Annotated in this window: 12 protein-coding genes; 11 read left to right on the top strand and 1 reads right to left on the bottom strand. The window is 44.8% G+C overall.

Going from position 1 to position 15,069, the window contains the following annotated elements; genetic code table 11:
- The first annotated feature begins 42 nt into the window (after positions 1 to 42).
- Entirely contained in the window at positions 43 to 1,434 is a 1,392-nt protein-coding gene (locus MFP28_RS08935; protein WP_032916046.1) for a Cof-type HAD-IIB family hydrolase, read from the top strand.
- Between the two features lie 21 nt (positions 1,435 to 1,455).
- On the opposite strand, the gene MFP28_RS08930 is transcribed toward MFP28_RS08935, so the two are convergent.
- A complete protein-coding gene (locus MFP28_RS08930; protein WP_002896311.1) occupies positions 1,456 to 1,908 on the bottom strand; it encodes a universal stress protein in 453 nt (150 codons plus the stop codon).
- 344 nt (positions 1,909 to 2,252) lie between these two features.
- On the opposite strand from MFP28_RS08930, the gene MFP28_RS08925 reads away from it, so the two are divergent.
- The 10 genes from MFP28_RS08925 (at position 2,253) to MFP28_RS08880 (ending at position 14,995) form a co-directional block, all read left to right on the top strand.
- The gene (locus tag MFP28_RS08925) at positions 2,253 to 3,467 is read left to right on the top strand and encodes a pyridoxal phosphate-dependent aminotransferase (RefSeq protein WP_032916043.1); all 1,215 of its coding nucleotides are present in this window, start codon (positions 2,253 to 2,255) and stop codon (positions 3,465 to 3,467) included.
- Between the two features lie 319 nt (positions 3,468 to 3,786).
- Positions 3,787 to 6,372 carry an SEC10/PgrA surface exclusion domain-containing protein gene (locus MFP28_RS08920; protein WP_080556473.1) on the top strand — a complete coding sequence of 862 codons (2,586 nt, stop codon included), beginning with the start codon at positions 3,787 to 3,789 and terminating at the stop codon, positions 6,370 to 6,372.
- 201 nt (positions 6,373 to 6,573) lie between these two features.
- Positions 6,574 to 7,362, top strand: a complete 789-nt coding sequence (gene codY / locus MFP28_RS08915) for a GTP-sensing pleiotropic transcriptional regulator CodY (protein ID WP_002896308.1) — start codon at positions 6,574 to 6,576, stop codon at positions 7,360 to 7,362.
- The gene (locus MFP28_RS08910; RefSeq protein WP_002907119.1) at positions 7,362 to 7,919 is read left to right on the top strand and encodes a cysteine hydrolase family protein; all 558 of its coding nucleotides are present in this window, start codon (positions 7,362 to 7,364) and stop codon (positions 7,917 to 7,919) included. Before codY ends, MFP28_RS08910 begins: the two co-directional genes overlap by 1 nt.
- Before the next feature lie 316 nt (positions 7,920 to 8,235).
- Complete coding sequence (aspS, locus tag MFP28_RS08905; protein WP_002907118.1) at positions 8,236 to 9,972, top strand: aspartate--tRNA ligase; 1,737 nt, start codon at positions 8,236 to 8,238, stop codon at positions 9,970 to 9,972.
- A gap of 203 nt (positions 9,973 to 10,175) precedes the next feature.
- A complete protein-coding gene (gatC, locus tag MFP28_RS08900) occupies positions 10,176 to 10,478 on the top strand; it encodes an Asp-tRNA(Asn)/Glu-tRNA(Gln) amidotransferase subunit GatC (protein WP_002896305.1) in 303 nt (100 codons plus the stop codon).
- Positions 10,478 to 11,944 carry an Asp-tRNA(Asn)/Glu-tRNA(Gln) amidotransferase subunit GatA gene (gene gatA / locus MFP28_RS08895; protein WP_002907117.1) on the top strand — a complete coding sequence of 489 codons (1,467 nt, stop codon included), beginning with the start codon at positions 10,478 to 10,480 and terminating at the stop codon, positions 11,942 to 11,944. The genes gatC and gatA overlap by 1 nt, the downstream gene beginning before the upstream one ends.
- Complete coding sequence (gatB, locus tag MFP28_RS08890) at positions 11,944 to 13,377, top strand: Asp-tRNA(Asn)/Glu-tRNA(Gln) amidotransferase subunit GatB (protein ID WP_002907116.1); 1,434 nt, start codon at positions 11,944 to 11,946, stop codon at positions 13,375 to 13,377. Before gatA ends, gatB begins: the two co-directional genes overlap by 1 nt.
- Before the next feature lie 93 nt (positions 13,378 to 13,470).
- Positions 13,471 to 13,827: a hypothetical protein gene (locus tag MFP28_RS08885; RefSeq protein ID WP_002907115.1), complete on the top strand. Its 357-nt coding sequence runs from the start codon at positions 13,471 to 13,473 to the stop codon at positions 13,825 to 13,827.
- 121 nt (positions 13,828 to 13,948) lie between these two features.
- Positions 13,949 to 14,995, top strand: a complete 1,047-nt coding sequence (locus tag MFP28_RS08880; protein ID WP_032916040.1) for a 2,3-butanediol dehydrogenase — start codon at positions 13,949 to 13,951, stop codon at positions 14,993 to 14,995.
- Positions 14,996 to 15,069 lie beyond the last annotated feature (74 nt).

Below are 15,069 nucleotides of genomic sequence, written 5' to 3'. Positions count from 1 at the left end.
TTATAATTTATTGTATCATAAAAGGAAAGAATGAGAAAATCAATGGAAGTAAAGGCCGTCTTTTTCGATATCGATGGGACACTGGTCAATGACAGTCGAACGGTTTTGAAATCTACAGAAAAGGCTATTCAGAGTTTAAAGGAGCAAGGAATATTAGTCGGTTTGGCAACAGGCCGTGGTCCTTTCTTTGTCAAACCTTTTATGGAGCAATTGGACTTAGACTTTGCTGTGACCTATAATGGCCAGTACATTTTTTCAAGAGACAGAGTGATTTCTGCCAGTCCCATTGACAAGCAGAGTTTACGGGATTTAATCGCCTATGCTAAGAAGCATCGGAAAGAGATTTCCTTGGGAACGGCTGAGGCTATGCTGGGCTCCAAGATTATGTCCTTCGGTATGAGCCCTTTCTCCCAGTGGACTAGCCGCTTCATCCCTAAGCGAATGGCTCGAACAGTCAGTCATGGATTTAATAAGGTCATCAGCAAGGCCTTGCCCCAGCATGAAAAGGATCTCCTGCAGCTGATTCAGGAGCCGATTTATCAAGCTTTGATTTTAGCCAGCCCAGAAGAAAGCCGTAAGATTGAAGCAGACTTTCCTGATTTGAAATTTACCCGCAGCAGCCCCTATGCGGTTGATATTATCAATAAAGATACATCTAAGCTAGAGGGGATTCGCCGAGTCGGCAAGGAATATGGTTTTGACATTCATCAGGTCATGGCCTTCGGTGACTCTGACAATGACTTGGAAATGCTATCGGGAGTTGGTCTGTCCATTGCTATGGGAAATGGAACCAGCTCAGTCAAGGAAGTGGCCAAGCATACGACTAGCAGCAATAGTCAAGATGGGATTCACAAGGCTCTGGAGCATTTTGGCATCCTAGCGAGGGAAAAGGTCTTTACCAGCAGCGACCATCACTTTAATAAGGTTAAAGAGTTCCATAGTGTCATGGATGAAAGTACTCAGGAAGAGCCGATTGCCTGGTCGCCTCAGGACGCTCGCTATCGTGCAGGCTTTAAGCTAGAAGAGTTGGTTGAGTTTCTGCGAGCAGCTAGTAACTCAGAGGAAGACTTTAACAGTTCTGTAGCCTATCTCCATCAAGCGCTTGACAAGGCTGCTGACAAGGTTCGCTCTAAGAGTCAGGCTGAGGTTTCTCTAGTCGGTCAGGTAGATGCCTTGATTGATACTCTATACTTCACTTATGGCAGCTTTGTCCTGATGGGAGTAGATCCAGAGCAGCTGTTCGATATTGTCCATCGGGCTAATATGGGCAAAATTTTCCCAGACGGGAAGGCTCACTTTGACCCCGTTACCCATAAAATTCTCAAACCAGAAGACTGGGAAGAAAAATACGCGCCCGAAGGAGCTATCAAAGAAGAACTGGAACGACAGATTCAGGCCTACCAGCGTACCTTAGAGCAGAAAGAAGAAAACTAGAGCAGTCATCTGCTCTAGTTTTTATAAAGTTTTTTCTGGGTCTCTGACCACCAGCAAGTCAACCTTGGCGTGGCGCAAGATATATTCGGAGGAAGAGCCGACTAGCAGCCGTTCAAAGGCATTGAGGCCGGTAGCACCGACCATGATTAGATCTACCTTATGCTCTTCTGGGATATCTGTAGCCAAGAGAGTCTTGGGATTGCCCATCTCAATGACAATGTCAACATACTTGATACCGGATTTTTGAGCCTTTTCTTTCAACTCAGCTGTCAGCTTTTTGGCATCTTCCTGCAAGTCCTCGTAGACATCTGCATCAAAGGTTGAGACACTTTGCAAAGCTCGGGTATCAATGACGTGGGCGATGGTCAGACGAGAGCCGTTTCTGAGAGCTACGTTAACACCTTTTTCAAAAGCTAGTTCGGATTCATGAGAACCATCCACAGCAACCATAATGTTTTCATATTTCTGAGTCATAGAGCTACCTCCTCTAAAATGGTCGGCAAAGGACGTCGCATCATTCACAGAATGATTGGGCTGACCAAAAATCAATCAGTCCATAACGTCCGAGTGATTTGCAACTATTTTCTTGTTTCTATTGTAACCCTTTTCAGAAAAAAAGTAAAGATAAAATGGAAATGCTGTCAGAAAATTGCAAGCAGAAAAAGATTCCTTTACTTTGAGGGGTTAGAAAAGGAATAGTGCTCTTTATCTTATAAATCGCTTCATAATCGCATGAAAAGTGAGCTTATTTTTTTGTTGTCAATCGCTTTTTCTGGTGGTATAATGATAACATTCTGATGAATAGAGGAAAAATAAGAATGAAAGAATTTGACAAGTCCAGCAAGCTAGAACATGTTGCCTATGATATTCGCGGTCCAGTTTTGGATGAAGCCATGCGCATGCGGGCCAACGGTGAAAAGATTCTCCGCCTCAATACAGGAAATCCGGCTGAATTTGGTTTTACCGCTCCGGATGAGGTCATTCATGATTTGATTATGAATGCGCGTGACAGTGAGGGCTACTCTGACTCCAAGGGAATTTTTTCAGCCCGTAAGGCTATCATGCAGTATTGCCAGCTTAAGAATTTTCCTAATGTAGATATTGATGACATTTATCTGGGAAATGGTGTCAGTGAGCTGATTGTCATGTCCATGCAGGGCTTGCTGGATGACGGGGACGAGGTGCTGGTACCAATGCCAGACTATCCACTCTGGACGGCTGCAGTCAGTCTGGCTGGTGGGAATGCTGTTCACTATGTTTGTGATGAGCAGGCAGAATGGTATCCAGATATTGACGATATCAAGTCAAAAATCACATCTAATACCAAGGCTATCATTATCATTAACCCTAACAATCCAACGGGAGCACTTTATCCTAAGGAACTGCTGCTGGAGATTGTGGAAATTGCTCGCCAGAACAATCTCATTATTTTTGCAGATGAAATTTACGACCGCATGGTGATGGACGGCAATGTCCATACGTCTGTGGCTAGTCTGGCTCCTGATATCTTCTGTGTCAGTATGAATGGTCTTTCTAAGTCGCACCGAATCGCAGGCTTCCGTGTTGGCTGGATGGTACTATCTGGACCTAAGCACCATGTTAAGGGTTATATCGAAGGGTTAAACATGCTCTCCAACATGCGCCTGTGCTCCAATGTCTTGGCTCAGCAAGTCGTCCAAACCTCACTTGGCGGTCATCAATCTGTGGATGAACTGCTTTTGCCAGGTGGCCGTATCTATGAGCAGCGTAATTTCATCTATCAGGCTATTCAGGACATCTCGGGGCTATCAGCTGTAAAACCTAAAGCTGGTCTCTATATTTTCCCGAAAATTGACCGGAATATGTATCGCATTGACGATGATGAGCAGTTTGTGCTCAATTTCCTCAAGCAGGAAAAAGTCCTTCTCGTCCATGGACGAGGCTTTAACTGGAAGGACCCAGATCATTTCCGAATCGTTTATCTGCCTCGAGTAGATGAGCTAGCTCAAATCCAAGAAAAAATGACGCGCTTCTTGCGCCAATATCGCCGTTAATAAGCGGATGTTACAAAAAGGCTGGAAAATATTCCGGCCTTTTTCTTATCAATCTTACATATTTTTTAGTCTTATGCCTGTCTTTGAATTGAAAAAATAAAAATCAAGATGCTCTGGAAAACGAATTTGAGATCGATTAGTAAAAATTATAGGCGGCTTTACCGACATTTTTTAGGAATTTGTCCAACATTTTTTATGTATCTGTCCAAAAATGCTTAAAAAAATGTGTTAGCGTCTTCCTTCCAGAAGACAAACATGATAGAATGTGTTTGTCAATGTTTTTAACAATGATGAAAAAGTGGAGGAGATTATATTGACAATGAAAAAGACACTTAGTGCTTTTTCTGTCAGTGCAGCGGCATTGTCTTTGGTGCTCGCAGAAGGAGTTCAGGCTGATCAATTAGTTGATAATCAGTCTTATTCTGATGCGCCCGTTAGTCAAAGCCAACCACAGGCAGAAAACACACAAAAGGATGAATCTGTTTCGAAAGAACAGGTAGATGCTGCTCAGGCTCTTGTACAAGAAGCCGACAGCAATGTTGCACAAGGGAAAGCTGATTTGGCTCAAGCTCAAGCAAATACTGCTGCGGCTCAAAGTCAGGTCGAGCAAGCACAAGCTGAAGTTAACCGGGCACAGGAGGCAGCTGATAAAGCTGGTCCGGAAGCTATTGAAACAGCTAAGCAAGAAGAGAGCAATCAAAAAGCTCAAGTGGACAGCAACAAGTCAGAACTGGCTAAAGCTGACCAAGCAACTAAGACGGCTGAAGCTGAGCGTGATGCTCAAGCAGCCAAGATTAAAGAAGCTCAAGAGCAAGCGAAAACTCAAGAAGGACGCCTTGCTAAAGCTCAAAACGACGTGAAGGAAGCTCAGGCCAACCTAAGTGGGGACGCTACAGCTAAAGCAGAAAAAAATGCTCAAGCAGCCCAAGACAAGGTGGCAGCTGACCAGTCTGCTGTTGAAAAAGCGCAAGCAAAAGTAGCTACAGCTCGTCAGACTGACAGTCAGAAGCAAGCTGAGGTTGCAAAAGCTCAGACCAACCAGACTCAGGCTAAGACGGCTCGTGATGCTTCTCAAAAGAACTTGCAGGAAAAAACTGCTGCGGCTGAGAAGACTCAGTCAGATCTGAACCAAGCTCAACAGGCTTTGCAAAAGGCTCAAGCTGGAAAAATTACTGCTGAAGCTTCTAGCAATAAAAACCGCGTGTCAATGACTCCGGAATACATTGCAGCCTTGAGAGAGCTAATCGTACCAAATTTATCAGAGCAAAAAACTAATGAGATTCAAAATAGACTGGCTGCACTTAATGCCAGTGCTAAGGCTCTCAATCGTTATGTAGCAGATCCTACAGATAGCAAAGCTTTGATTGATACCAACAATATTCCACAGAATGTTCGTCAGGAACTTTCACAGTTTGCTTCAGAACTCATCAACCAACTGCGTACTCAGATGGGAACAGGTGAAGTAGTTGTGACACCGTCATCAATTGATTTCGCTGATAAGGTGGCAACAGAATACCGCAAAGACAACTGGAACTGGGATTTGATGGAGAAATACCATCACGATGCTAAAGCAATTAACCGCGTAGCGCGTGAATATGGTTTAATGACCACAAGTGCTGAGCAAGAGAGCAAAGGTCTCCAGTATTATGAAAACGCTTATATTTGGAGAGAAAAAGCTGGCCAAATGAGTGTGGCTGAAATGAAGAGACGAATCTATGATTCTGTTGTTGAATTCATGTTTAATGGCTATGAATGGCTGCATGCTACCTCTATCTCTGGTCTCAATACTGGTCGCCAGAAAAACTATCTGGGTGTTGATTTCTCAATGGAAAGCGACATCACTATGGCTCATTTTACCATGGTGTCAGAAGATCAGGTCAAATATGCCAGCAAAAAGAACTTCAATGCCAGCCCGATTACAGGCAAAGCTGCAACAGCAAAAGTAGATCCGCAGGAAGTAGCTAAGGCTCAAACTGCCTATGACGCTGCCTTCAAGGCTAATCAATTGGCTCTGGCATCTAAGGGAGTTGCTCAGACTACTTACAATCGGAAGGCTGCAGCTCTAGAGCAAGCCAACCAGCAACTGGCTCAGGCACAAGCTCAAGCAGGTGAGTCAGCAACTGCTCAGGCTCAAGCAGCTCTTGCTGCAGCTCAAGAGAAGTTGGCAGCTGATCAAGCGGCTTTGGCAGCAGCACAAGCAGCCCTGCAAAACTCAAACTTAGATGACAAGACTAAAGCGGACAAATTAACTCAGGCCCAAGAATCTCTGACTGCTGTTCAAGCGACAGTTGCTGCAGCTCAAGAAGCTCTAAAAACTGAATCAGATAAGTTGGCTCAGCTAGACGCAGCTTTGAATGCAGCAAAAGAAAGAAAGACTACTCTTGAAAAAGCTGTTACAGATGCTGAAGCAGCTTTGCAAATGGCTAAAGAGTCATTGTCAAATCTTGAAAATGCAGAAGAAAACTTGGAACAAGCTAAAACCAAACTAGCCGCAGCTCAGGCTGCTTACCAAGCAGCTCTTACAGCTCAAACAGATCAAGAAGCAAAAGTAGCAGTTTTAACTGCGGTTCAAGCACAAGCTAAGGCGACATACGACTTGCTAGCTCAAACATATGCTGAGCAAAATAAGGAAGAAGATATTCGCTATTATCAGTCTGTTTTGGCTCACACAGAGGAGCGCTTCGCTCGCTCTCCGCTTACTGGACAAGTAGGAGATCCTCAGCATACAGCTCTTGGAACTACTGGAGATGCTGGAAGTGCTGGCCCTGTAAATCATAAGCAGACAGCTGCTTCAGGTCATGCCTTGCCTAAGACAGGAGAAAACTCTTCTTGGCTTCTTCTAGCAGGCCAAATGCTTCTGCTCATGGCTATGAAATTGTTCTACAAGAAACGTTCTCTTGATTAGAAAGAACAAAAGCAATCAAAAACAGTCAAATTCTTGACTGTTTTTTGTTTAATATAACTTGATATATCAAGTCATATACTTGAAAAATTCTTTATTTTATAGAATTGTATGTAATTGTTTTTCAATAAAAAATTTTCAGATAATTATTGAAATTTCACTGCTTTTATGTTACAATGAAGCTAATAAATATGAGGTAAAAATATGGCAGATTTACTAGAAAAAACACGAAAAATTACGTCTATTCTGAAGCGCTCGGAAGAGCAGATGCAGGAAGATTTGCCCTATAATGCTATTACGCGTCAGTTGGCTGATATTATCCACTGCAATGCCTGCATTATCAATAGCAAGGGACGTCTTCTAGGCTATTTCATGCGCTATAAGACCAATAATGACCGTGTAGAAGCTTTTTTCCAAGATAAGAATTTCCCAGAGGAGTACGTCCAAGAAGCCAATCTGGTTTATGAAACGGAGGCTAATCTGCCGGTGACGCATGATTTGACAATTTTTCCGGTAGAGACCAAGGATGATTTTCCAGATGGCCTGACTACCATTGCTCCCATTCATGTTTCAGGGATTCGTTTGGGCTCATTGATTATCTGGCGCAATGACAAGGAATTTGCGGACGATGATCTGATTTTGGTTGAGATTGCCAGTACAGTGGTTGGTATCCAGCTGCTTAACTTCCAGCGAGAAGAAGATGAGAAAAATATCCGCCGCCGGACGGCAGTGACCATGGCAGTCAATACTCTGTCTTACTCAGAACTGAGAGCTGTTTCAGCAATTTTGGGCGAGCTGAATGGCAATGAAGGCCAGCTGACTGCATCTGTTATTGCTGACCGTATTGGGATTACCCGCTCAGTGATTGTTAATGCCTTGCGCAAGCTGGAAAGTGCTGGGATTATTGAAAGCCGCTCACTGGGAATGAAGGGAACTTATCTGAAAGTCCTGATTCCGGATGTCTTTGATGAAATTAAAAAGAGGGACTACTAATGGCTAAAGCACTGATTTCCATTGATTATACAGTTGATTTTGTCGCAGATGAGGGCAAGTTGACAGCAGGAGCGCCAGCTCAGGCGATTTCTGAAGCCATTGCTCAAGTAACAAAGGCGGCTTTTGAGCGAGGAGATTATATCTTCTTTGCTATTGATGCTCATGATGAGAATGATGCCTTTCACCCTGAGAGCAAGCTGTTCCCGCCTCATAACATTAAAGGGACTAGCGGTCGCAATCTTTATGGTCCTTTGGCTGATTTTTATGAGAAGCATCAAGCAGACTCTCGGATCTTTTGGATGGATAAGCGTCATTATTCTGCTTTTTCCGGTACAGATTTAGATATTCGATTGCGAGAAAGAAAGGTAGATACGGTCATTTTGACAGGAGTCTTGACGGATATTTGCGTCTTGCATACAGCGATTGATGCCTATAATCTTGGTTATCAGATTCAGGTGGTAGAGCCAGCTGTGGCTTCTCTGTCAGAGGAAAATCACAAATTTGCCTTAAACCACTTGCAAAATGTTCTGGGTTCGACTATAATAGATACAATTTAAAAGTAAAAGAGAAGCAGAGTAGGCTTGCTGACTTGCACAGAGAGTGCTGATAGCTGAGAGCAGTACCAAGAAAGCAAAAACCGAAGAACATGTTTCGTAATCTTTTGTGTGATCAAGCACAAACGTTGCTCACGTTACGAGCTCAGAGGCTGCTTTTTAGGGCGGCGAATAACAGTGGTACCACGGCTTTCGTCTGTTTTAGAGACGGAAGCTTTTTATTTTGCAGTAGGACAAGTGAAGCTGATGTAATGGGAAAGAGCTGTTAATATCCTGAACAACAGGGCGGAGCTACAAATTGATTTGAGAGGGAAAGAACATGAAAAAATTTTTTATCGGAAACTATGGTTTAGAGCAAGTCGGACAGACCATGACCGCGACTGGCTGGGTGGCCAATATCCGCAATCACGGCAAACTAGCCTTTATTGAGTTGCGGGACCGCGAGGGCTTGCTTCAGGTCTTCGTTGGCGGTGAGATTGAAGATTTTGCTAAGCTGGAAGACATTGGCAAAGAGGATATCATTGCAGTGACGGGGCAAGTGGTTCAGCGGGAAGAGCGTTTTGTCAATAAGTCCATCAAGTCTGGTCAGATTGAGCTGAGGGCAGAGAAGATTGAGGTTATTGCTAGCAGCAAGGCCCTGCCTTTTGAGCTTGACCAGCATGCCCATACAGGGGAAGACCTGCGTCAGAAATACCGCTACCTGGACTTGCGCCGTGAGAAGATGACACAGAACCTCAAACTTCGTCATCAGGTCACCTCAACCATTCGGGAATATTTGAACGGTTTGGACTTTTTGGAAGTGGAGACGCCTTATCTGACCAAGTCAACTCCTGAAGGGGCTAGAGACTTTTTAGTTCCTAGTCGGGTCTATAAAAATCAATTCTATGCCTTGCCGCAGAGCCCACAGATACTCAAGCAGTTGCTGATGGGAGCTGGCCTTGAGCGCTATTATCAGATTGTTCGATGCTTCCGTGACGAAGACCTGCGAGGCGATCGTCAGCCAGAGTTTACTCAGGTGGACTTAGAGCTGAGTTTTGCTAACGAAGAAGAAATCCGAGCTCTGGTTGAAGCTATGCTCAAGTCTGTTGTCAAGAAAACTCATGGTTTAGAGCTAACAGAAGATTTTCCGACTATCAGCTATGAAGAGGCTATGAGCCGCTTTGGTTCTGATAAGCCAGATACACGCTTTGATTTAGAGCTAAAGAGTTTGACGGATTTGTGCCAAGCAAATGAATCGCTTCTCATCAAGAAAGCCCTGGATAACCAAGAGGAAGTGATGGGAATCTGTGTGCCAGATGCGGCTAGTGCTTTTAGCAAGAAACAACTGAGTCATTACTATCAGGAAATGAAGGAATTTTGCTGCAGTCGTTTTGCTAGTCTAAAGGTTGAAAATGGTCAGTTGGTTGGAGATTTGGCTAGCACCTTTGAGGCTGAGAGTCAGGATTTACTAGCACGTTTTGAGGCCAAGGATGGAGACCTCATCCTGCTAGTCATGGCCAAGAAGCGTCGGGCTCAGGAAGCTTTGGGACATTTGCGCATAGAAGTCGCAAATGCTTTGGATTTGATTGATCCGAGTTTGCTTCATTTTCTTTGGGTTGTGGATTGGCCGCTGCTGGAGTGGAATGAAGACCAAAACCGCTATCAAGCCATGCACCATCCTTTCACACAGGGAATCTTTGAAGAGGGACAGGAGCCTGGTCAATTCCGAAGCCACGCTTACGACATCGTCTTAAACGGCTATGAGATTGGCGGAGGGAGCCTCCGGATTCATGACCGGAAGGCTCAGGAAGCTATGTTTGAGCTGCTGGGCATGAGTAAGGAAGACTATGAGCGGGACTTTGGTTTCTTCCTAGAAGCCTTAGAATACGGCTTTCCACCACACGGCGGTTTGGCTCTGGGCTTAGATCGTTTAGTTATGATTTTGGCTGGGGAAGAAAATATCCGCCAAGTCATCGCTTTTCCGAAAAATGGTACTGGCTTTGATCCTATGCTGGAAAGTCCGAGTTTGGTTGACCAAAGACAGCTCAAAGAACTGCATTTGGAATTGAAGAATTAGCCTGAAATATGGTAAAATGAAATGATGCGAATTCCTGAAGAATGGCAGGAAGAAGCTGAAGAAAAGAGCTAGCGGATGGCAAATAAATGAGCGTCCCTAGCTTGTCAAAGTAAAGGTGAGCTGAAGCATGGAAATAAAGATATCATCTAGAAATTCTTATTTTCAGTCGCTAAAGCTCACATATCTTATGAAAGGAATCAGAGATGAAGATTACTCAAGAAGAAGTAAGTCATGTTGCTAAGCTGTCAAAATTGGCTTTCTCACCAGAAGAAACAGCTGAATTTGCGACGACCTTAACCAAGATTGTTGACATGGTCGAATTGCTCAATGAAGTGGACACGGAAGGGGTGCCTTTCACTTCTAATGTAGCTGCCAATATCAACTATATGCGAGAAGATGTGGCTCAGCCAGGCTGGAACCGGGAAGAGCTTTTCCAAAATGTACCTGAAAAAGAGCGGGGCTACATCAAAGTGCCTGCCATCCTAGATGACGGAGGAGATGCCTAATGACTTTTAATCACAAGACCATTGAAGAGCTGCATGATTTGCTGGTCAAGAAAGAAATTTCTGCGGTAGAGCTAACTCAGGCAACTCTGGCGGACATCAAAGAACGCGAAGCAGCTGTGGATAGCTTCATTACTGTCAGCGAAGAGGAGGCTTTAGCTCAGGCTGCGGCTCTAGACGCCAAGGGCATTGATGCGGACAATCTTATGAGCGGCATTCCGCTGGCAGTCAAGGATAATATCTCAACCAAGGGAATGTTGACGACGGCTGCTTCCAAGATACTCTACAATTACAAGCCGATTTTCGATGCGACTAGCGTGGAGAAGCTTTACGGCAAGGATATGATTATCGTTGGGAAGACCAACATGGATGAGTTTGCCATGGGTGGATCCAGCGAAAATTCTTACTTTAAGACGACTAAGAATGCTTGGGACAGCAGCAAGGTTCCTGGTGGCTCATCTGGTGGTTCAGCGACAGCTGTTGCCTCAGGTCAGGTTCGTCTGTCACTGGGTTCAGATACGGGTGGTTCTATTCGTCAGCCGGCTTCCTTTAACGGTGTAGTCGGTCTCAAGCCAACCTACGGTCGGGTTTCCCGTTTTGGGCTCATTGCTTTTGGTTCTTCCTTAGACCAGATTGGGCCTTTCTCTCAGACAGTTAAGGAAAATGCCCAGCTCTTGAATGTTATTTCTGGTAATGATCCTAAGGATTCTACATCATCACAAGAAGCAGTGCCAGACTTTACCAGCAAGATTGGCCAAGACATTAAGGGCATGAAGATTGCCTTGCCTAAGGAATACATGGGTGAGGGAATTGACAGCAAGGTCAAGGAAACGATTCTGGCAGCGGCGAAGCACTTGGAAAGTCTAGGCGCTATCGTTGAAGAAGTCAGCCTGCCCCACAGCAAGTACGGCGTAGCAGTCTACTATATTATTGCTTCTTCTGAAGCCAGCTCTAACCTGCAGCGTTTTGACGGTATTCGCTATGGCTATCGCGCAGAAGGCATTGAAAATCTAGAAGATGTCTATGTCAAATCTCGCAGTGAAGGCTTTGGTGAAGAGGTGAAACGCCGCATCATGCTGGGAACTTTCAGTTTGTCATCTGGTTACTACGATGCCTACTTCAAGAAAGCTGGTCAGGTTCGTACCCTGATTATGCAGGATTTTGCCAAGGTTTTTGAAAAATACGACTTGATCTTAGGTCCAACTGCACCAACTGTAGCTTATGACTTGGGCAGTCAAAACCAAGATCCAGTGGCCATGTATCTGGCTGACCTGTTGACTATTCCAGTCAATCTGGCTGGCCTGCCGGGCATTTCAATCCCAGCTGGCTTTGCAGATGGTCTTCCTGTCGGCTTGCAACTGATTGGTAACCACTTCGATGAAGCGACCATCTATCAGGCAGCCGCAGCATTTGAAGCGACGACTGACTACCACAAACAGCAGCCAGTTATCTTTGGAGGTGAAAAATAATGAACTTTGAAACAGTTATCGGACTGGAAGTCCATGTTGAATTGAAGACCAATTCAAAAATTTTCTCACCGGCTCCAGCTCACTTCGGTGAAGATCCAAATGCCAACACCAATATCATTGACTGGTCCTTCCCAGGTGTTTTGCCTGTTATGAACAAGGGTGTTATTGACTATGGTATCAAGGCTGCTCTGGCTTTGAACATGGATATTCACCAGAAGATGCACTTTGACCGCAAGAATTACTTTTATCCGGACAATCCAAAAGCCTATCAAATTTCTCAGTTTGATGAGCCGATTGGCTACAATGGCTGGATTGAGATTGAGCTAGAAGATGGCACGACCAAGAAAATCCGTATCGAGCGGGCCCACTTGGAAGAAGATGCCGGAAAGAATACCCATGGCAGCGATGGTTACTCTTATGTGGACCTCAACCGTCAAGGGGTGCCGCTGATTGAGATTGTATCGGAAGCAGATATGCGCAGTCCAGAAGAAGCTTATGCCTATCTGACTGCCCTCAAGGAAATCATCCAGTACACGGGTATTTCGGATGTCAAGATGGAAGAGGGCTCCATGCGGGTGGACGCCAATATTTCTATCCGTCCTTACGGACAGGAAGAGTTTGGTACTAAGACTGAGCTGAAAAACCTTAACTCCTTCAACTTTGTCCGTAAGGGTCTGGCATTTGAGGAAAAACGCCAGGCTGAAATCCTGCGCAGTGGTGGTCAAATCCGTCAGGAAACCCGTCGTTATGACGAAGCAACTGGCGAAACTCTGCTCATGCGGGTTAAGGAAGGTTCAGCGGACTACCGTTACTTCCCAGAGCCTGATCTGCCAATCTTTGAGATTGAGGATGCTTGGATTGAGCAAGTACGCAGTAGTCTGCCTGCCTTTCCAAAAGAGCGCCGGGCTAAGTATGTGGGCGACTACGGTCTGTCTGACTACGATGCCAAGCAGCTGACCGCGACCAAGGCTGTGTCAGACTTCTTTGAAGCAGCTGTTGCGGCAGGCGCTGACGCCAAGGCTGTCTCTAACTGGCTCCAAGGAGAAGTGGCTCAATACCTCAATGCCGAAGGCAAGACTATCTCTGATATTGAGCTGACACCTGAGAATCTGACTGAGATGATTGCTCTGATTGCAGACGGAACGATCTCCTCTAAGATTGCTAAGAAGGTCTTTGTTCATCTGGCCAAAAATGGCGGTTCTGCTAAAGAATATGTACAGAAAGCAGGCCTGATTCAAATCTCAGACCCTGCCCAGCTTCTTCCAATCATCCAAGAAGTATTTGCCAACAATGAAAAAGCCATCAATGACTATAAGGGCGGCAACAAGAATGCGGCTAAGTCCCTAATCGGCCAGCTCATGAAGGCAACCAAGGGCCAAGCCAACCCACAAGTAGCACAAAAACTGCTCAATGAAGAGTTGGAGAAACTATAGAAATAAGTAGAAAACCAGTCGAGAGGCTGGTTTTCTATCTTTTATTTAGCCATTAGTTATGTTAAAATAATAGAAAAAACAAAGGAGTCTTTTATGTCAGAAATTAAAATCAAACGCGAGACAGGTTTTGTAGGGATTATTGGGAAGTTTCCAGTCTTTATCGATGGTCAGAAAGTTGGCGCAATCAAAAACGGAGAAGAGGTTGTTTTTCCAATCGCAGCCAATGAAGCAGAAGTCCGTGCGGGATCTGCTCCTATGAAAACCAAGCCAGTGACAGTTAAAGCAGGACAAACCTTGCTGATTGAAACTAATTTTACTAATTTTTCCGTTTATTTGGTAACTTTAGTGGTTGCGCTTCTATTTGGCGGATGGCTCCGTGTGATTCTCCTGATTCTTTGTATTAGCTTCCTGTTCCTTCTGCCTTTTTACACGGCTAGAATTGCAGAATAAGTCTAAGACCAGCTGATGCTGGTTTTTTGTATGCTATTTTTTGAAAATGTAGTTAATCTTTTGACAAGATTTCTGAAAGGGTTTACAATAAAGCTAACAAATTATAAAGCGAGGTATGTTTATGGCAAAAATGAATGCTGCGCGTTGGTATGGCGCTAAAGATGTCCGTATTGAAGAAGTGGATGTACCGGAAGTCCAACCGCATCAGGTTAAGATTGCGGTCAAGTATACAGGAATCTGTGGAACCGACTTGCATGAATATTTGGACGGACCGATTTTTATTCCGACGGAAACAGAGCATGTCTACTCTGGCCAGAAAGCGCCTGTAACTTTGGGACATGAGTTTGCTGGGGAAATTGTTGAGGTCGGCAGTGCTGTGACACGGGTCAAGGTTGGCGATCGGGTGACAGTAGAGCCTATTTTAGCTAAGCATAATCTTGTCGGTGATTATAATCTGGACCCTAATCTAAACTTTGTTGGTCTGGCGGCAGACGGTGGTTTTGCCAAATACTGTGTTTTGGACGGAGACATTGTTCACAAAGTTCCAGACAGTCTTAGCTATGAGCAGGCAGCCTTGACAGAACCTGCTGCTGTGGCTGTTTATGCAGTTCGTCAGTCGGCTCTCAAGACGGGCGATACAGCAGTTGTATTTGGATTGGGACCAATCGGACTCTTGATTATTGAGGCTTTGCGGGCAGCCGGTGCCTCTAAGATTTATGGAGTTGAATTATCTCCAGAACGCCAAGCCAAGGCAGAGGAGCTTGGGGCCATCATTGTGCGACCAGAAGAAGGCGAAGATGTGGTAGCTGCTATTCAGCGTTTAACTGGTGGCGGGGCAGATGTATCTTATGAAGTGACCGGGGTGCCGGTTGTGCTGGGACAAGCTTTGGCTGCTGTCCACAAGGCTGGAGAATGTATGGTGGTTTCTATCTGGGAACGAGAAGCCAGCATCAACCCTAATGAATTTGCCATTCAAGAAAAAACGCTCAAGGGTATTATCGCCTATCGGCATATTTTCCCTAAGGTACTGGAACTGATGGAGCAGGGGTATTTCTCTGCTGACAAGCTTGTGACCAAGAAGATTAAGCTAGAGGATATTGTGCAAGAAGGCTTTATCGAGCTGACTCAGGACAAGGCGCAGATCAAGATTTTGGTATCGCCAGAATAAAATCTTTGCTTAATCATGAGACGAAAATCAGTCAAAACTGGCTGATTTTTCTTTATGGTTTGTGCTGTAATAAG

Source organism: Streptococcus sanguinis, from assembly GCF_050234405.1.
GTDB lineage: Bacteria > Bacillota > Bacilli > Lactobacillales > Streptococcaceae > Streptococcus > Streptococcus sanguinis_W.
Note: the sequence above shows the minus strand (reverse complement) of the source record. Positions and strands in the feature narration are given on the sequence as shown.